Here is an 18,578-nt window from a genome sequence, read left to right on the forward strand (position 1 = left end):
CCTCCCCTTATCAAGGAAAGGAAATTGCACGCAATTTTTACCCCTCCTCACCTCCCCTTATCAAGGGGAGGAAATTGCACGCGATTTTTACCCCTCCTCACCTCCCCTTATCAAGGAAAGGAAATTGCACGCAATTTTTACCCCTCCTCACCTCCCCTTATCAAGGGGAGGAAATTGGATTTCTTGTTTCCCCCCTTGATAAGGGGGGATGAAGGGGGGTAAATTCAACTTGTACACCATCACGATAGCCAATGCTTTGGGAAGGTGTCGTAGGCGGTGGGGTTCTTTCTATATATAGAAACGGTATAATCTAATTTATCGATGAAGTTGTGTCCGTTGAGTAGGCGCAATGGCGTCAAAATATTGACCGTGAAAATCAAATGGCAAATGGTAAGGCAACTCTACTCTGGCAAATTCCTCGCGACTCTGATAAATACACTCCGCCCTCAAGGGACGGAGTTTTCATCTGTTTTCCCGATCGTTTCTAACGGTAAGCATTAGAACACCTTCTTTAGTTCGAGAAGGTATTCTTGTTATGCACTAGGTTGAGCACTTGAGGAACTTGGTATGCGGATTTCTGCTGACTTCACAAATCCGTGGTAGAAAGCGATCGCAGCAGCAATGGCATTGAGCCAAATATTATTTCCAAAAAGTGGTGTCAGCCCGAACAGGGTATTTGTAAAAGGCAGCAACCCTAAAATAACACCAGCTGCATAAAGAATAGCGAAGATACGATTGAACACAATTGCTCCACTTAAGCTAGTAAATGCAGCAATTCCCCAAATACCAACTAAAATGCCGATAGCATTATGAAAATAGTTGGTGGGGAATAACCCAAATAGATAGCCAAAGCCCGGTTCGGAGGTAAAGTTTGCAGAAGGAACAACAAAACCTCTCACAAATCCAGCCAAGCCCAGTAACAAGAAAAGGAGACCCAGGCTCAAAGCACTGTAACGAATTGCGGATTCTGAAGATGTTGATGTTTGCATGACAGTTTTTGGTTTTTAGATAAACACAAACAGTTTGTAATTAATCGTTTCCAGCCGGAACATTACCTTTTAAAAACCGCCAAGAACGCCAAGGTTTAAGATAGGTAATTTTGTACCGGGAAGGGAGTAACCATTCAGGTTCTAGCGAACCAGGTGGAGTACATCCCGAAGAACGCTATAACCAGCTAGATCCCAAAGCAGATAGGAGACAAAACCAATCATTGCCAAACGACCGTTCCATAACTCCTGTTGTGGGTTCCAGCCAAAGATCCAGGCATTGCGATCGGCACCGTTGTAAGCTGGAGTGACTGTAGGTATTTGCTCGGTATTGATTGTTGAAGACTTCATAGTGAATAGTTCTCAGTGATGCTGTTTGGATTTCATGTTATCGAGCCAATTCGCTAAAGTAGTCTGCCATTAGGATTGGGTTATATCTATATCTAAGGATTGGATTGGCAATACTCAACGAACATTACCTCACCGTGATTGATATCGAAGATTATTACTAACCGGAGTAGCAGGGGCGACAATATGAGTCAGAAGTTAACACCAGCGAGAGTACCAACACCAGGAAAAATTTTGTATAGAGAATTAGAAGCGCGTGGCTGGACACAGAAAGATTTAGCAGAAATTATGGGTTGTTCAGTTGACACTATCAACAAAATTATCCGGGGAAGTAAGGAAATTACATTAGAAACAGCGATCGAACTCTCCCAAGCTTTGGGGACTTCACCTGAGTTTTGGACAAACCTTGAGGCAAAATATCGTCTTCATGTAGGGAGAACAGAAAAAAGGAGCAAGATATAGCTCGGAAAACTCAGGGAATTTTCACTAAAATTTAGGTATATCTTCTCAAGCTACCAGAAGTAAAAAAGCAGAGAATAATTGTGAGTAAACCAAGCAAAGATAAGAAGAAAAAATAATTTATTAAATATTGATAGAGAAATAATGAATGATATAGATGCGCTATCAACAGCAGAAGTTGCCGCACAATTTCAAGTGGCTGATAGTCGGAAATGGCTTAGTCTTTGGTATAGTTTAAGAAAGCGAGTGGATGCTGAACCGTATATAGTTCAGTTATTGCAAAATGACAATGCAAAACTAAAAAATGCCATGATTGGAATGGCTATAAATTATGATAGCCAAACTGTTATTGATGCAATTATCCACACACTCTTTGATGACGATGAGGGTGTAAGGAAAGAAGCAGCTGATTACTTGGGCACAAGAAAAATTGAGCGAGCAGTTGAGCCATTAATTGCCCTGACTAAAGACCCTAGTGAGTCAGTGCAGACGAGTGCCGCCACTGCTCTAGGAAACATTCGAGATAGACGAGCAACTCCTGCTTTGGCTGAGTGTCTAAAAAGCACAAATAAGGTTGTTCGGTTGAGCGCAATTGGCGCTTTGTACAAGATGCGAGATCCAGCTTCTGTGGATGCCATACTGGATGCACTTGAGGATACATTAAGTAGTATCAGATACCGTGCAGTTAAAACACTTGGTCGGCTTGGAGATAAAAAAGCTGTAAAACCTTTAGTAGAGATGTTGTATGACAGTGATGATTATGTATGTGATACAGCTGCTGATGCACTCGTTCAACTGTGTGGAATAGAGGATATTCTCTATCTTACTGAAGTCTTGGCAAACGAAGAAGACGAAGATGTGCGGGATTATTTAGAGTATTGTATTGAACAAATACAAGCAGGTTCTGAGCCAGAAATTCCCCGCGAACAGTGGCTTTACAGAGCTTGGTTGAGCGAACCTACGATTAATGCCAGTTCAGATGTTCTTCAATTTCTCCCAAATGGAACCGGTGAATATCTATATTTCAATATGGGTGTGACTAGCGATGAAGCTCCTTTTCAATTTCGAGTGGAAGGGGAGCAAATCTCGTTTCTGTTTGAGGACAAAAGTCAATGGATAGACACCAAGTTTGAGATAGAGAAAACTACATACGACCACCCTGATGAAGGAGATGTACCCTGTTTGACACTAGTGTTTCAACTAGATCCTTTAAACCCTGGTTACGGAAAAAGAAGTGTAACTTATTATCACGTTTTTGGGAGTACTCCAGACATCTGGCGTTAATTAAAAAAACTAAATTGGGATTTTAGATTATCACTTAGTTATAAACATTGCTATTCAGCGGCGTCAGGGGATTGATTCCAGCAAACACCCCCTATAGCTAGAAAAATACTATCGTTCAGTAGGGTTGAGTCTATGGGGCTATTATCCAGCCATTAACTTAATCTGACTGAACGATAGTTTTCGAGTTTTTCTGGGAACCCTATATTTAGGGATAGAGTATACCTCTTGCACAGGTTGGCTCGTATTCTAAAACTTTTGCTTCACAGAACAATGCAGTTGTATGCAAGATAAATAGAGTCCGCCACAAGCGGGCTTTTTACTAGGTTTTATCTATGTAGCGGTTTTCATATGGGTGAGGTACACCCAATTGTAAGGGCGAATGCGTGAGGAGGTACACCTAATTGTGAGGGCGAACAACCGTTGTCAGGGCGAACAACCGTTCGCCCCTACCAACTTACCTCGCTCAATCGGGAAAGGCTATAGGTGTTTGGAGCATTAGATTGAATTACGTATCCATAATATCAAAAGCTAATTGAAAAGATGAAAAAAACTAGTATGAGTAAATACAAAAAAACAGAGGAGAAATACTCGCAATTCTTCTCCATGTCCAATGATTTGCTATACATTGCTAGTTTTAATGGTGATTTTCAGGTTTTAAATCCAGCCTGGACAAAAACTCTTGGTTGGTCAATTCAAGAACTTTTAAACAAACCATTTGTAGATTTTGCTCATCCGGAAGACCGTGAAGCTTCTATTCTGGCATATACAAAACTTGTCTCAGGAGAAGAGTTGATTGGTCTGGAAAGCCGTTTTCTATGTAAAGACGGTTCCTATAAATGGTTATCATGGAATGCAACCTCATCGGGTGACGATCGCTTGATTTATGGAGTGGCTCGGGATATCACTTCTCGTAAAGAGAACGAGATAGCACAACAACAGTATGTTAAGGAATTAGAAGCTTTAAAGTTTGCTTTAAATGCTCATTCACTAGTAGCTATCACCGATCCACAAGGCAGAATAACCCATGCCAATGAAAAGTTTTGTGAAGTTTCTCAATATTTAAGAGAAGAATTAATCGGACAAGACCACCGTCTTATAAACTCTGGCTATCACTCTAAAGAATTTTTTGAAAATTTATGGAAAACAATTTCCCAAGGCAAAATTTGGAAGGGAGAAATTAAAAACAAAGCTAAAGATGGTAGTTTCTACTGGGTAGATACTCTCATTGTTCCTTTCTTAGATGCACGTGGAAAGCCCTATCAATATGTGGCAATTCGTACAGATATCACACAACGTAAGTTTTCAGAACTGGCTTTGTTAGAGCGATCGCGTCTCTCACTGTTAAGTGCAGAAATCAGTTTATCCCTGTCACAAAGCGGTTCACTTACCGAAATTCTGCAAAATTGTACAAAGATTCTATCCCAGTATCTAGACCTTGCTTTTATTTGTATCTGGACTTTTGAGAACCAATCACACCAAATTCAACTGCAAGCAGGTATTCATTGTACGGAAATAGCTTGCCAAACCTTGACCAAAACTCAAGATTTTCCCAATCATACTGTCTTGGCAAACAATATCATTGAGTTAATGGCAAAAAATAATCAAGCTATTCTGAATGAAGAAGTCATTCTTAAAAATGAAGAAAAATTTTTAGAACCTTTGATATCAACTTTTCTTTTATCTGCCTATCCATTGATTATAGAGCAACAATCTATCGGTATAATTGCTTTGTTTAGCAAGCTGTCATTTTCCACTCCAACTCATAATTTATTAAATTGGATTGCTAACAATATTGCTATAGCAATTGACCGCATATGGGCACGAGAAGAACTGCTCAGCCGTCGAGAGGCTTTATTACTAAGTTTAGCTAGCCAAATCCGTAATTCTCTAGAACTCGATACAATCCTGGGAACTGCTGTTTCCGAAATTCGTAGCTTATTGCAAATTGACCGTTGCTACTTTCTTCAGTATTTGACGCATTTATCTAGACCAACTCTGACTATTACCCATGAGGCAAAAAACCCAAACTTACCTTCTATGTTGGGCGAGCTTCCATTGGAAAAAGGTGATTTGTTGATAAATGCGCTCCTCAATCAAGAGTTAATTTGTATTGATGATACTAACAATGGATGTTGTCTGGAGTCTGATATTCAAAAGTTTTTCTCTCAGTTTGAAATAAATTCTCAACTCCTATTACCAGTTAAAAATAATTCAGGGGAGTATAGCGCAATTGTTTGCAGTCATAGCTGTGGCAAACGTACCTGGAGTAATAGTGAAATTGGGTTGCTACAAGCTGTTACAGACCAATTAGCCATTGCTATCGATCATGCTAGACTTTATACAGAAAGTCGTGCGGCTACTTTAGCTGCCCAAACTCATGCGGAAAAACTTTCTGAAGCTTTACACAAATTGCAGGAAACTCAATCCCAACTGATTCAACATGAAAAAATGTCTAGCTTGGGACAACTGGTGGCTGGAGTTGCTCATGAAATCAATAATCCAGTTAACTTTATTCATGGTAACGTGACTTACGCAATTGAGTATATACAGGATTTGCTAGATTTGTTAAAACTCTATCAAGAAAATTACCCCTATCCCGCTGCAGAGATTCGAGATTTTTGTGAAGAAATTGACTTGAGTTTTATTGCAGATGACCTGACCAAACTCCTATCTTCTATGAAAATTGGAACGAATCGTATCCGTGAAATTGTTCTGGGTTTAAGAAATTTTTCCCGCCTCGATGAAGCAGAGAAAAAATCAGTTGATATCCATGAAGGGTTGGAAAATACACTCTTAATTTTACAGCATCGATTAAAAACGAATAGAGGTAATATTTTTGTTGTTAAAGAATATGGCAATTTGCCTTTAGTTGAATGCTACCCAGGACAACTGAATCAAGTGTTAATGAATATTCTGACGAACGCGCTTGATGCTTTGGAAGAGTCATTTGTCGTTGGTGATTTATCATCTGTAGAGGAGGAAGGACAAAGGACAAACCCAAAAATTTGGATTAACACCGAAGTTGTAGATGATAATTCTATTCTGATTCGGATTGCTGATAATGGGGTTGGGATGACAGAAAGCGTGCGATCGCGATTGTTTGACCCATTTTTTACAACAAAACCAGTGGGTAAGGGAACGGGGCTGGGATTGTCTATCTGCTACCAAATTGTCGTAGAGAAACATGGTGGAAGTCTGAATTGCAGATCGGAACCAGGAAAAGGCACGGAGTTTTTGATTCAGATTCCCATTCGGGGGGTGTCATAACGTACACCTTATATAGAACTAGTGTAAGAAAACTAAGTAGGTGAACAGAAATAAATAGAACTGTGTTACGAAATTTAAACAACCTGAAATCCTTACTAATGACCAATGACAAAGGACTAAGGACGGGCCTCATGAGTTAACTTTATTTATGTCATCCTACTTAAGTTTCGGATGATGAGCGAAAACTTTTTGCCAGAATAGAAACAGAATAGAAAGAAATTTAACATAATTGAGAAAACGCTCCTGAAAAAAAGCCATGCAAAATTTAGGTACATTAGAGACAACAGGGCTCAGTTTAGAGCTTTTTCACGTTCAAACTAATACATCTTTTGAATTGCCCCCCAATCTTCCTGTGATTCGGATTGGCAAACCGAATGACCAAATTGCACCGGATATTAATGTAACATTCTTACCAGATGCGGATATTGTTTCTCGCTTGCATGCAGAAATTCAAGTAGAGGAAAACACCTACTATATAGTTGATACGGGTAGCGCAAATGGAACATATCTCAACGACATAAAGTTAGAGCCAAAAAAACGCTACCCTCTCAAACTTGGAGATAACATAAATCTCGGTCAGGAAGAAAAAGTAACACTTATATTTCAATATAAACAAAATCTAGTTTCTGCTTCTAATGCTCCAATAGTCACTAAACCTACATTACTTCAACCTGAAATTGCAAAAAATGTTCAACAAATGCCAGTAGACCGTAACAGCAAACTGGTGGGCATGGTTTTGATGCTAGTGGGGATTGTGTTATTTGCTGCTAATACGCAAATCGGCATCTTTATGCGTATCCCGTCCGTTCTACTTTTGATATCCGGAATAGCCCTTCTCTTGTGGCGGCGTACATACCGCACCATAGGATGGGTGTTGATAGGGCTGGGAATTGCACTCATGATTTTTACAGGTAACTTATTTGCATCAGTCAATCTTTTGGCGGTTTTTATCTCTTCTGTTTTGTTTGCCGCTGGATATCAACTATTTTCTACTGGCAAAGTCCTAAATTATAGTTTGCAGTCTCTCAAGGGTATACTGAAGAATTAATTTTTCCCTGAGAGACATATTGCACCTTCAACTGGGAGAGGGTGGTGGGCAGTGCCCACCCTACGAAATAATAACAATAGCAATCCTAAACCATTTGTAAAATTCTTCCTTCTCTCTTTTCTTGCCGCTCTTGGCGTCTTGGCGGTTAATAATTTTTACATATCAAATATGACAGCTTCGCGCTAATTTAACCCAAATTGAGGAAATCTTGCTATTTTGGAAGCGTTTGCCTTTTTCGATTTCAACTCTACAGTATGGGAGTTAAGAAATGAACTTAGGATTCAACTTATACCTGTTGAACCACCTAGGATGGACTAGTGGAGTAAGTGTGTGGAGTACTTTGTTGGCAGCAACAGATTCTCAAACGGCTAACGCTACCATAGAAGTTGGTCTAATGCAAAGCCTTTTCCAAGCAATTGTGCTGGGTCTTGTACAGGGAATTACAGAACTTTTACCAATTAGCAGTACAGCACATCTGCTCGTTTTCACTAAAGTTTTTGGCTGGAAAACTTTTGGAGAAAAGTATTTTGTAGATGCAATTCAATTCGGGAGCGTTATCGCACTGGTGTTGTATTTTCGGATACTCCTTTACCAAACGCTTGTTGGTGGGTGGGAAGCTCTACGCCAGCGTGCTTGGGAACGGGAAGAGTGGAAACTTATAGTAGGGATTGCTGTAGGAACAGTACCAGCATTGGTGGTCGGCTTTCTACTTAAAGATATACTGCCGGAGAGCCCAGCAATGATTGCGGTTCTGTCAATTGTAATGGCATTATTGCTGGGTCTTGCTGAGAAGATTGGCAGCCGAAAGCGCGGCTTTGACTCTCTCCAGATTAAAGACGGTATTCTGGTTGGGCTTGGTCAAACGTTGGCACTGTTTCCCGGTGCATCCCGTTCTGGCTCCACCTTGACTGCAGCATTATTTTTGGGACTGGAACGGCAAACAGCGGCAAAGTTTTCCTTTCTGCTGGGTCTCCCCACGTTGGCGATCGCCACTTTATACCAGTCGCGAAAAGCGTTTGGCAATATTGATATCCTGCTACCTCTGCTAGTGGGAATTGTTTCCACTTTCATCTTCTCTTACTTATCCGTTGCTTGGTTGTTGCGCTATTTACAACGTCACAACACTTGGATTTTTGTTTGGTATCGCTTAGCCTTTGGAGCATCAATTTTAACAGCACTTGTTATGGGCTGGCTTAAGGAATAATTCAGTAAGTAGGTCGGTAAGAAAAAAAGTAACTAGTGAGGGTAGTCCTTAGTCATTTGTCATTGGTCATTAGTAAGGGTTTTCAATGCATTTACATTTTGTAACATATTTGTGTTTATTTACGCCGACTTACTTAGCAGTTTACCTGGGTCGCATCTGCCCACCCGTAAAGGCGGGAACCTGGCTAGAAAAATTTAACAACGTTGCAATTGAGCTAACAGCACGACAATTTCATCCATTGCCTGTCGCACAACTCTTGCAGGCTGTTGTGATTGATTCACCATGATACTAAACACAACAGGACCGTACTTCGGTGCATTCACATATCCAGCCAGGGAAACCACACCTGTCATGGTTCCTGTTTTCGCTTGTACAATCCCCTCCGCAGGTGTGTTGAGAAAGCGACTTTTAAGGCTACCGCTTCTACCTGCAACAGGTAAAGATGCTTTGTAAACTTCTGCTGCTGGTGATTTTGCCATTGCTTGCAAAGTTTGCACTAAAGCTTCCGGGCTGATTAAGTTTTTACGCGATAATCCCGAACCGTCTACTAAAGAGTAGCTTGCTGGATCTACTCCCAATTGGGTTAAGGTTGCCTTCATTACCTCCAAGCCCGCATCAGCACTGCTTTGATTTTCTGCAGGCGGCTTTTTAACAGCTAGAGATTTTAACAAAGATTCAGCAAAGAGGTTATTACTATTGCCATTTATCTCAGCTAACAATTTTGGCAGTGGAGGAGATTCTACAGCAGCGAGTTCCTCTCCATAAGTCTTGCTAAAAGGTGACACCGCCGTTTGTCTCACAGTAATTTCCTCTGCCGACAAAATACTACGAAAGCGACGCAAAAAATATTCTGTAGGCGCAATAACGGGTAGATTGACTAACGCAGGTTCGGAATTTACTGACAATTGCCCTTGAATTCGCAAAATCGGTCCTTTTAGGTCACGGGTCACATTGATGAAAGTTGGTTGTTTTTCTGCTGTTGTGACTGACTGATTAATGACCTGCCACTGTCTGGACTCATTAATATCAGCCCAAATAAGTTGTAAGGGTCTGCCAACAGTTTGCGGTATCAGCCTTAAGCTAAAAACATTTTGATTTAAAATCAAGCTGTTAATAGGTGCCCCATAGTCTGCTTGTATATCTTCCCATTGCCATGAGGGGTGAACAATATCTCCTTGAATATACGTATCATCAGCAATCAACAACTTGATATCTCGAATACCCTTTTCCTTCAACTGCTTTGCTAAGGCTGCAAGTTGGGCATCGTCAAAGCTGGGGTCTCCCCGACCCACAACACGCACAACACCATTCCTGTCACTATATATAGAAGTGCGAATGCGAAAATCCGAACCAAGTTGATGTAACGCTGCAGCTGTTGTCAGCAGTTTGGTGGTGGAAGCTGGAGTAAAGTACTTTTGAGCATCCTGACTGTAAAGCGTTTGGGGAGAAGACAGAGGTTGTACCAAAACTCCCCAACGCGCCCGACTTAAAATAGGGCGATTTATCACAGCATCTACAGATGCTTGCAGTTGAGCAGGACAAATCGATTTCGCAGTAGTTGGTGTTGGTGCAACTTGAGTTTGTGCTTTAGCTGGTTTTAAAGAGAGACCTACTTGAGTACCGAAAAACAGAAGCAGAAAATAAATAGAAATTTTTTTAGGCATTTCCCAAAATTAGAAACCGTTGGTAAAGTCAATGTTAATACAGCCTCTCTCCGTACTGTTGATGATAAAGATGCTGGCAAATTCAGCAGTACTTCATCCTACTGAAAAGTCACTGTTTTATCTCACTATCACTAGACGGTAGCTTTCTACATAAAGTTCTGTAAAATTAACTAATAAGATTTTTTACACTAGCATCAACTTTTTTCCCCGAACACAGCTATATCGTATGATTACTTAGGTAATGAGCCGATCCCCAGATGTTGTCAGTGGCGACACCGAAAAACAAGTATCTGTCAGCGATGCTAACTGGAAACGGTTAGGGCAGATTGCTTCTAGCAAAGTACAGTTAATTCGTCGTTCAAACGGACTAATTGTTGCCTAGAAGATATTTGTCAAGCCGCCTTTCGCTTCGCTAAAAGGCGGGGTTTCAGACCCAATTTTCTGATGAATCAGAGGTAGTGGTGTGAGTACATTTTTATCTAGTGTGGCTGTTTTACTTTCAACTTTAGCTTTACTGTGTAGTGGCTATGCAGCTTACCAAGTTTTCACGCTGCAACAAACAACGGATGTTGCCAATCTTAAAAACAGTGACACCACAGCTACTAAACAAACAACTTCAACTCAAGTAACTGAAACTGTTACTCCCAGTAATACTGCGTCTGCGCCATCACCGGAAACAACGCCGTCTCCATCTCCCACAACACCAGCAGAAGCAAAAGCTGCCCCTTCTGTTACCATTCAGCCTGGTCAATTTGTACAGCCTGCTTTTGGTAATAAAGCACAAGTGGAGTTACTTTCTGTAAAGCGGATTAAAGACCCAGAAACTGGAAACCGTGATGTGGTAAACGTGCAAATGCGTATCCGTCGTCTCGCTACAGACAATGTAAATCCTGATGAATTCATCGGGATTTCCGATACAACAGCACGCAATCCCGATACAAGCGAAACCTATAAGGGTGTTAACATTAAGCGATCGACCGGCAGTGTTTCTCTCTCTTCACTGCGTCCCAAAGCCTCGGCTGATGCCTATGTTTGGTTGCGGATTCCCGAAGGCGTTAACAGTTTAGATATCTTTGTGCCCGACACTGGGGCGTTTAATAATGTGCCAATTGCTAGTTAGGGCTAAAGCCCACCATTCCTGCCAATCGAAGGTGCAAGATGTCATGGAATCTAAAAGCGGTATAACGTAGTTTCTCTTGAGAAAACGTAATAAATCTGTGTATGCTAGCAAATGTATCAGCATTGGCTAGCATTTATGTTTTTCACTGTAAATATGTACAAAAAAGATATGGATTTCATGGGGTAATATCATGTCCGGGTAAAAACTTATCATTAAGGCAGATGGGGAGATGGGGAGAGGGGGAGATGGGGAGAGGGTTTTCCAGTTTTTGCACAGATTGTTTAATAATAACTAATTAACCGGACTTAATATAAAACTCACGCTATGTATACCGTAGCCTCATAAAGAGAAAAATTAAAAAAAAAATACGTACAAATCACCCTTTATTAAGGGTTCTCCCGTAGTTAAGTTCTTAAGCTTTAATTGACTCTTCTTAAAAAAGATGAGGCAACAGAATTATAACGGATAAAGCGGATGGATTAACTGTTAGCTTCACGGACAAGTCATTCGTGACATCTGTTATTTCATTTATTGCCTTAATTGCATCTTTTTGAAAAAATAAAAATCAGTATTTCTACTATTTAATTATGAATTTATATTGAAATAAGTACTATACTGAGATATGTGTTTTTTCTTTGAAAAGGGTTGATTATTCGCACAGTAATAACTCTTTTACACCAATCTTTTGCTGAGGTTCATAAATAAATTCCGAGTAACTAATGATGCAGGGATAAAGAAAACTAAGTTAGTATACAGCATATCGAATCCTTGAGTGTTCACTACCCCCAACTTACCTGAATCTAGCTGCTTAGTCTGATAAGAACCAAATAAAGTATAAAGGGTGTTATAAGAATGAAAATTAATGACAGAAGTCAGGAATTGCCCAATCTCAATGTTTATTTATTAGAACGCCGCATTACTTGTATGACTATACCATCTCTTGTAGAAGCCTTATATACAGCGTGCGTTTCTCAGAAAAAAATAACTGTTGCACATTATAATATACACAGTTTTAATCTTTCTATGCAATTACCTTGGTTTTACAACTTTCTCCAAAGTTCGGAAATCGTAAATTGCGACAGTGTTGGTATTTTAAAGGCAATTGATTACATGGGATTAAAGTTGCCCTTGGGATACCGAGCTTCCTATACACTGATGATGCCAAAACTACTGGAGAAGTGTAATGAAAAAGGATTGAGTGTATTTCTATTGGGTTCCAAGCCTCAGTATATAAATATTGCACTGGAAAATTTGAGAAACCAATATCCAAATGCCACGTTTAACGGACATCACGGGTATTTCGACAAGCAAGATCCAGTGCAGAATCAAGCTGTGATTCAGAAAATCAATCGGGCACAACCGAATATTTTAGTAGTCGGAATGGGGATGCCCATCCAGGAAAAATGGGTTTATGAGTATCGCCATCGCTTAGATGTGAACGCTATCATGATTGGTGGAGCAGTTATTGATAGACTTGCAGGTTTTGTTCCCGATTGTCCAAAATTCCTTTCCGATTCAGGCTTAGAGTGGCTGTATCGATTGTGTCGGGAACCAAAACGTTTAGCTGCACGCTATTTGCTTGGGAATCCTGCTTTTGCAATGCAAATTGCCTTAGGCAAGTTTTATGCGCCTCCGCTGCGCGTGGAACTTATGTCATCAATTGATAGTCACCATCCAGAACACGCTGTTCCCGTTAGCACTGAATCCTTGAATTTCATCAATCCCGATCGCGAAAAAGAGATGATTGCACCGGCTACACCAATCTTGTGTTCTAGTCCCCCGTTAATTTAAGGTTGCACTACAATTTCTTCTTCATTTACCGTATTTACCGCTAGCGCAAGAGCTAGTCCACCACTGTAATTGTTCGGTTGACAAACCCATAAAATCTTAATAGCTTTTGCTTTTCAAGCAGAATTACAAATATTTAAAAAAAATATTTGGTAGTTATTTTTTGCACAAAATGTGCCATAACTGTTGTTAGCTAAAAAATTTAATCAGGTTTTTAACTCTATATAAGTGCATTTATTCGAGCTAATGACCAAAATCAGTCTTGCTGACGTCTTCTTTGGAAAGCATTGAAGGAATTGGGCGTCGGCACCGCCATATATGTAAACCAAGATAGGGAGGCAATTGACTTGGAACCTTTAGTTAGCGCGATCGTACCTACTTACCGGAGACCAGAGTTAGTTAAAAGAGCAGTTATTAGTGCTTTAACCCAAACCCTCACAGAAATTGAAGTTATTGTTGTTATTGATGGCCCAGACTACACAACTCGTTCTGTACTGGCAGAGATAGATGACTCCCGACTGAGAGTTATAGAATTGCCTACCAATCAAGGAAGCCGTGCCGCTCGTAACGCTGGAATTTCTGCTGCTTCTGCACAATGGATTGCTTTTCTTGATGACGATGATGAATGGATGCCTCAAAAGTTGGAACTTCAACTTCAAACTGCTAGACGTTCACAGTACCAGTTTCCTATCGTCTCATCCTATCTTATAGCCCGAGCACCCCAGGGAGAGTGCGTTTGGCCCAGAAGGCTTCCCAAACCATCTGAAGCACTTAGTGAATATTTATTTGTTCGCAACACCTTGTTTCAAGGAGAAGGGCTGATTCAAACCTCAACGATCTTCACCAGCAAAGCGTTGTTGCAAAAAGTACCTTTCATTAACACTATACAGAGACATGATGACTGGGACTGGCTGTTAAGGGCTGTTACCGTACAAGGAGTTGCTGTTGAGTTTGTGCCTGAGGTTCTCTCGATTTGGTATTTAGGAGAAGCTCGTTCAAGTGTGAGTAGAAGCCATAATTGGCAGTTTTCCCTGAATTGGATTCAATCAAAACGCGATCTCGTGACTCCTCGAGCTTATTCATCTTTTATCCTAGCGGAAGTCTGTGCTCGAGCTGCTGGTGCCCGTGACTGGAAAGCATTTTTTCTACTGCTATGGGAAGCTATCCGATTTGGGAAACCTAAACTCACGGACATTTTGTTGTATTTCGGTATGTGGCTTTTCCCTCCAGATACACGTGCGTGGTTGCGTAATACTTTAACTCAATGGAGGCAAAAGGATAAAGAAACTGGCAGGATTACTATGCTTCAAGCAAAGACTTAGAAGCCATAAGAATGTTTTGGTAGTTTAATTTAATTTATTGTAAGAAAATATGGTTGTTCCTAAAGTTAGCGTTGTGGTCCCTGCCTACAACGTGAGTTCTTATATTGAAGATACGCTGCGATCGCTACAGCAACAATCCTTTAAAGAATTTGAGGTTTTGATTGTTGATGATGGTTCTACTGATAATACAGCAGAAATTGTGAAGCCATACGTAAAACAAGATTCTCGTTTTCAGTTATGGCAAAAACAAAATGGAGGTTTGTCATCAGCAAGAAACCACGGCATCTGCCATGCCCGTGGAGAATATATTGCTCTACTTGATGGGGATGATGTCTATCACCCAGATAAACTGGCTAATCATGTAGCCCGGTTAGATAACAATCCAGAAGTAGGGGTAGTCTATAGTGCTTCTAGAGCAATTCGCGACGATGGAAAACCAACTTTTGTCCGTTTAAGTGGTAAACCAGTTTATTCCGATCCTCTCCTCGCTTTGCTATGTAAGAACTTTGTCGGGCATGGTTCTAATGCCGTGTTCCGCCGTTCGTTGGTAGATGAAGTTGGTGAATTTGATGAAAGTTTACGCAGTTTAGAAGATATTGATTTTTGGTTGAGAGTGGCAGCAACGCGGAAATGGGAATTCTACCGTGAAGGGCGTACTTTATGTTACTATCGCGTTCGCCCCTCCGGTCTTTCATTCAATGTCACGCAAATGCAGCGATGCAATGAGCAGGTCATTCAGAATGCTTATGGACGGTCTCCAGAGAGTATCGAGCCGATGTTACCAACTGCCTACGCTTATATGTACCGCTATCTCGCAAGGTTGTGTCTCCAAGGCGGTGATTTTGAACAAGCCAATCATTTTATCAACCGGGCTTTGGCTTGTAACTGGTCGATTTTTTGTCGAGATCCGCGCTCGCTTCTGACTTTACTAGCCGTGCGTCTGGAACCCCTTGCAAAGCTAGGCATTCGACAAGCACTTGGTTCTTCAGTTAGATTCTCCCAGAAGTAGCGATGAAGTTGTCTTCAATAATCAAAAATGGATTTTGGGCAACCTACGGGGCGATCGCAACACGCTTCCTAGCCTTAGTGAGCAATTTGCTGCTAGCAAGACTGCTGCTTCCATCTGAATTTGGTGTCATTAGCACTGCCTACATTTTTTGGGCTTTTGGGAACCTATTTAACCAAGGAACATCCGGGTCTTTTATCGTCTATAAAGGCGTTGAAGATAAGCGTTATCTCGATACAACCTATACTATCAGTTTGGGTATTGGAGCGCTTTTAGCTGTGATACTTGGAATCATATCACCCATAGCAGCTAATTACTACGGTGTGCCAAACCTAGTATGGATACTGGTAATATTTGGTCTCAATCTCATTCTTTCCTCATTCCAGTCTGTTCAGGAAGGGGTTCTGAGAAGGCGGATGCAGTACCGAGAATTAGCAACTGCCAACTCAATTGCCTCATTGATGCGAGTATTCGTTACCATTGGCAGTGCATTACTTGGTTGCAGCTACTGGTCATTTGTCATTGGAGATACAGTTTTTTGGCTTATAGGATGCATACTCATGCATCGCTACGCAAAGCTGAATTTCCAGCTACGTATTTATCCAGAGGTCAGATGGGAAGTTTTGTCTTATTGTTTGGGTAACACAGGCTTCAGCTTGGGTTACTACGTCATCTACAACTGTGACAACTTTGTTATAAGCATACTTCTGGGAACCACCAGCCTTGCTTTTTACAATCTTGCCTACCAGTTGACAATGGCTGTTACAACTATTCTTGCTCAGGCAATGAGTCAAGTTGGGATGTCGGTATTTGCTCAATTACCAGACGACGAGCAGGAAAGTGCTTTAGTCAAAGTTATTGAACAAACATCTTTCTTTGCCACTCCCTTATATGCCCTATTCTTTTTAATTGTTGACCCCCAAACTATCTCCTTTTTATTTGGCTCTCATTGGATTCCTGTTTGTACGGTAATTCCTGGATTGCTGTTCTTTGCGTACTCCCGTCTGATCAACGGTCAACTCTTCTCCATGCTTTCTGCAAAAGGGCGATCGGGTGTCAATGCTAAACTTAGCCTTTGCATTGCTCCTGTTGCCGTGTTGAGCTTTGCCATTGGTGCCAAAATACAAGGGATTGTTGGAGTTAGTGTTGCCGTTGCTGTAGTTTTAGGAATTATTTGGACTATTTACTGTTGGTGGGAGGGATGCCGTCAACTCGGTTGGTCTTACAAAAGGTTCCTAATTTTTACTTTTAGAGCACCTTTAATTTCACTTCTACCAATTTTTATTTCTCTAAAATTTCCTGAATTTATACAACCAATATTATTCATTATTATGTACTCGGTTCTTATGCGCTTTTTAGCTGCCCAACAATTCCTAAAATACCAGTCTTTACTACACCATGCCGCTCGCGGTCTGGTTGTGAAATGGAATAATAAGTAGAGTTATAAAATCAATAGAGTTCTAGTCAGATAGTTGCCACCGTCAGCAACCCATGTAAAGATGCGTCATGTTGCATCTGAACAGCCATGAAGCCCACCCTACAAAAATTAGCTTTGGTGGGCAGTGCCCACCCTACGAAAATTGGTAATTTTAAAGTGGAAAAGGCGTCAAAAGAGCTAATGATATTTCAAGAAATTACAGAGGAATAACCTAAAAAATTGGAATGTTTAACATCTTCCCTAAAAAACTCGTTTTGTTACAGCCAGAAAGCAAACTGGACAACCTGTCTCATGCAGAACGAGTGGTTTATTGGACGATTGTGCTGACACCCCTCTGGTGGGTTTTAGGGTTGCAGACTCTGCTTTATCCCGGTGTTGCTCTCTATTTGCTAGCTTATGATTTTCACGTAGACAAACTAGTTAAGCGATCGCTACCCTTATGTAACTGGGCTTGGTTGCTCATGAGCGTGGCAGTGCTGTGGACTAATGTTCAAGGGTTATCAACAATAAGCTTTAACCCGATGAAAAGTGCTGCCACAATGGTAACCCTATTAAAAGGTTACTTTTTAATTTTTTCCTGCCTAACACTGCCCTTTTGGCATCGCATTAGATTGCGCGTCGTTACGCGGGCTGTTGCGTGGATGACGGTTGGTTACTTAGTGTCCCTTTCTCTTCAAATCTTAATACTGTTTGCTGCAGGTCCGCAGAAACCGATTCTGCCACCCCTAGCAAAAGCAATTCCGGGGGATAAACTCAGTTTGATGGTTAAATTTGCTGTGTTTCAACCTTTCTGTGGCATTCCCTTACCCAGAACAGAGCTTTACACCGCAGATCCACCCATTCTAGGAGTTTGTGCTCTTTTGTGTTTTTTTATGTGTTTTGGTGAAACAGATAAGTACTTGCGTAAATATGCTTTGGTGGGTTGTACTGCAACATTAATCATTGCTCAAAGTCGCCTAGCATGGATCTGTTTTCCAATAGCACTCTTAGTAGTTGTGTGCTTTCGCAAGGCGTCCGCCCGTCAGGGGTTCCTTTGGTTTGCAACCTTAATCTGTTTTATTTGCGCCCTCATAGGGATGGAGGTGACTGAGTTACTAGACAAACCGATGGAGACTTTCAATGGAGCTCGTGCTGATTCATCAAAAGACCGTGCGTTAGTGGTTGCTGCAACTCTTCAGGCGTGGAGAGAATCATTTTGGATTGGATGGGGAATTGTGGAGAGAACAGTCACCTGGGGTAACGGAGCCTTTGAACTTCCTCTTGGGACTTTTTCAACCTACGCACAAATTCTGTATTTACACGGTGTCTTTGGTTTCACTTTCTTTGCTATTGCTTGTTTAACAACGTTATGGTGCTTCTTTTACCCAGCATTACAGGGTAAAAGAACTGCTCAACGGGCATTTGCTAGTTTGATTGCTCTGTTTGTGTTGTGTCAGGCGACTAACTTAAGCTGGATGATTGTTTATTTTTGGTTCTATTTTTTATGGTTGGGTGCGATTCTTGCAGAAGCTTACCCTCAATGTGTTTCTTCCTGGCAGGAATTATCGGGCAATAATAAAGTTCACTGGTGAGGGCTGTCTTGTGTCCTTGGTCATTAGCTATTTGTCTTGAGCATCGGACAAATGGCATTTTCAGTATAACCAC

At 41.0% G+C, this 18,578-nt stretch carries 15 protein-coding genes; 12 read left to right on the top strand and 3 right to left on the bottom strand.

What is annotated here, in order from left to right:
- Positions 1-533 precede the first annotated feature (533 nt).
- Together ACYRY3_RS34405 and ACYRY3_RS34410 are read right to left on the bottom strand one after the other, a co-directional pair.
- On the bottom strand, positions 534-989 hold the full coding sequence (locus ACYRY3_RS34405) for a DUF4383 domain-containing protein (RefSeq protein WP_460206158.1): 456 nt from the start codon (positions 987-989) through the stop codon (positions 534-536).
- A gap of 141 nt (positions 990-1,130) precedes the next feature.
- Positions 1,131-1,337 carry a high light inducible protein gene (locus tag ACYRY3_RS34410; RefSeq protein WP_460206159.1) on the bottom strand — a complete coding sequence of 69 codons (207 nt, stop codon included), beginning with the start codon at positions 1,335-1,337 and terminating at the stop codon, positions 1,131-1,133.
- 183 nt (positions 1,338-1,520) lie between these two features.
- Here ACYRY3_RS34410 and ACYRY3_RS34415 point away from each other — a divergent pair, with 183 nt between their 5' ends.
- The 5 genes from ACYRY3_RS34415 (at position 1,521) to ACYRY3_RS34435 (ending at position 8,596) form a co-directional block, all read left to right on the top strand.
- Entirely contained in the window at positions 1,521-1,796 is a 276-nt protein-coding gene (locus tag ACYRY3_RS34415; protein ID WP_460206160.1) for a HigA family addiction module antitoxin, read from the top strand.
- Positions 1,797-1,937: 141 nt separating this feature from the next.
- Positions 1,938-3,077 (top strand): HEAT repeat domain-containing protein, encoded by a 1,140-nt coding sequence (locus tag ACYRY3_RS34420; RefSeq protein WP_460206161.1) that lies wholly within the window; start codon positions 1,938-1,940, stop codon positions 3,075-3,077.
- 555 nt (positions 3,078-3,632) lie between these two features.
- Complete coding sequence (locus ACYRY3_RS34425) at positions 3,633-6,344, top strand: PAS domain S-box protein (RefSeq protein WP_460206162.1); 2,712 nt, start codon at positions 3,633-3,635, stop codon at positions 6,342-6,344.
- A 256-nt stretch (positions 6,345-6,600) separates the two neighbouring features.
- A complete protein-coding gene (locus tag ACYRY3_RS34430; RefSeq protein WP_460206163.1) occupies positions 6,601-7,392 on the top strand; it encodes an FHA domain-containing protein in 792 nt (263 codons plus the stop codon).
- A gap of 268 nt (positions 7,393-7,660) precedes the next feature.
- Complete coding sequence (locus ACYRY3_RS34435; RefSeq protein ID WP_460206164.1) at positions 7,661-8,596, top strand: undecaprenyl-diphosphate phosphatase; 936 nt, start codon at positions 7,661-7,663, stop codon at positions 8,594-8,596.
- Positions 8,597-8,790: 194 nt separating this feature from the next.
- On the opposite strand, the gene dacB is transcribed toward ACYRY3_RS34435, so the two are convergent.
- Positions 8,791-10,260, bottom strand: coding sequence for a D-alanyl-D-alanine carboxypeptidase/D-alanyl-D-alanine endopeptidase (dacB, locus tag ACYRY3_RS34440; protein WP_460206165.1), 1,470 nt, complete (start codon positions 10,258-10,260; stop codon positions 8,791-8,793).
- 241 nt (positions 10,261-10,501) lie between these two features.
- On the opposite strand from dacB, the gene ACYRY3_RS34445 reads away from it, so the two are divergent.
- The 7 genes from ACYRY3_RS34445 (at position 10,502) to ACYRY3_RS34475 (ending at position 18,505) form a co-directional block, all read left to right on the top strand.
- A complete protein-coding gene (locus tag ACYRY3_RS34445; protein WP_460206166.1) occupies positions 10,502-10,642 on the top strand; it encodes a hypothetical protein in 141 nt (46 codons plus the stop codon).
- A gap of 81 nt (positions 10,643-10,723) precedes the next feature.
- Positions 10,724-11,380 carry a hypothetical protein gene (locus ACYRY3_RS34450; RefSeq protein WP_460206168.1) on the top strand — a complete coding sequence of 219 codons (657 nt, stop codon included), beginning with the start codon at positions 10,724-10,726 and terminating at the stop codon, positions 11,378-11,380.
- 852 nt (positions 11,381-12,232) lie between these two features.
- Complete coding sequence (locus ACYRY3_RS34455) at positions 12,233-13,171, top strand: WecB/TagA/CpsF family glycosyltransferase (RefSeq protein WP_460206169.1); 939 nt, start codon at positions 12,233-12,235, stop codon at positions 13,169-13,171.
- 284 nt (positions 13,172-13,455) lie between these two features.
- Positions 13,456-14,490, top strand: coding sequence for a glycosyltransferase family 2 protein (locus ACYRY3_RS34460; RefSeq protein ID WP_460206170.1), 1,035 nt, complete (start codon positions 13,456-13,458; stop codon positions 14,488-14,490).
- A gap of 49 nt (positions 14,491-14,539) precedes the next feature.
- Positions 14,540-15,499: a glycosyltransferase family 2 protein gene (locus tag ACYRY3_RS34465; RefSeq protein WP_460206171.1), complete on the top strand. Its 960-nt coding sequence runs from the start codon at positions 14,540-14,542 to the stop codon at positions 15,497-15,499.
- 2 nt (positions 15,500-15,501) lie between these two features.
- Positions 15,502-16,935, top strand: a complete 1,434-nt coding sequence (locus tag ACYRY3_RS34470) for an oligosaccharide flippase family protein (protein ID WP_460206173.1) — start codon at positions 15,502-15,504, stop codon at positions 16,933-16,935.
- Between the two features lie 223 nt (positions 16,936-17,158).
- Positions 17,159-18,505: an O-antigen ligase family protein gene (locus ACYRY3_RS34475; protein ID WP_460206175.1), complete on the top strand. Its 1,347-nt coding sequence runs from the start codon at positions 17,159-17,161 to the stop codon at positions 18,503-18,505.
- Positions 18,506-18,578 lie beyond the last annotated feature (73 nt).

The sequence above is a fragment of the Scytonema sp. NUACC21 genome, assembly GCF_054684315.1.

What these genes read in the sequence shown, in the direction of transcription:
- ACYRY3_RS34405 (WP_460206158.1), bottom strand. Translation starts at nt 989, where the DNA reads ATGCAAACATCAACATCTTCAGAATCCGCAATTCGTTACAGTGCTTTG.
- ACYRY3_RS34430 (WP_460206163.1), top strand. Translation starts at nt 6,601, where the DNA reads ATGCAAAATTTAGGTACATTAGAGACAACAGGGCTCAGTTTAGAGCTT.
- dacB (WP_460206165.1), bottom strand. Translation starts at nt 10,260, where the DNA reads ATGCCTAAAAAAATTTCTATTTATTTTCTGCTTCTGTTTTTCGGTACT.
- ACYRY3_RS34475 (WP_460206175.1), top strand. Translation starts at nt 17,159, where the DNA reads ATGTTTAACATCTTCCCTAAAAAACTCGTTTTGTTACAGCCAGAAAGC.
- ACYRY3_RS34420 (WP_460206161.1), top strand. Translation starts at nt 1,938, where the DNA reads ATGAATGATATAGATGCGCTATCAACAGCAGAAGTTGCCGCACAATTT.
- ACYRY3_RS34410 (WP_460206159.1), bottom strand. Translation starts at nt 1,337, where the DNA reads ATGAAGTCTTCAACAATCAATACCGAGCAAATACCTACAGTCACTCCA.
- ACYRY3_RS34470 (WP_460206173.1), top strand. Translation starts at nt 15,502, where the DNA reads ATGAAGTTGTCTTCAATAATCAAAAATGGATTTTGGGCAACCTACGGG.
- ACYRY3_RS34465 (WP_460206171.1), top strand. Translation starts at nt 14,540, where the DNA reads ATGGTTGTTCCTAAAGTTAGCGTTGTGGTCCCTGCCTACAACGTGAGT.
- ACYRY3_RS34445 (WP_460206166.1), top strand. Translation starts at nt 10,502, where the DNA reads ATGAGCCGATCCCCAGATGTTGTCAGTGGCGACACCGAAAAACAAGTA.
- ACYRY3_RS34425 (WP_460206162.1), top strand. Translation starts at nt 3,633, where the DNA reads ATGAGTAAATACAAAAAAACAGAGGAGAAATACTCGCAATTCTTCTCC.
- ACYRY3_RS34455 (WP_460206169.1), top strand. Translation starts at nt 12,233, where the DNA reads ATGAAAATTAATGACAGAAGTCAGGAATTGCCCAATCTCAATGTTTAT.
- ACYRY3_RS34415 (WP_460206160.1), top strand. Translation starts at nt 1,521, where the DNA reads ATGAGTCAGAAGTTAACACCAGCGAGAGTACCAACACCAGGAAAAATT.
- ACYRY3_RS34435 (WP_460206164.1), top strand. Translation starts at nt 7,661, where the DNA reads ATGAACTTAGGATTCAACTTATACCTGTTGAACCACCTAGGATGGACT.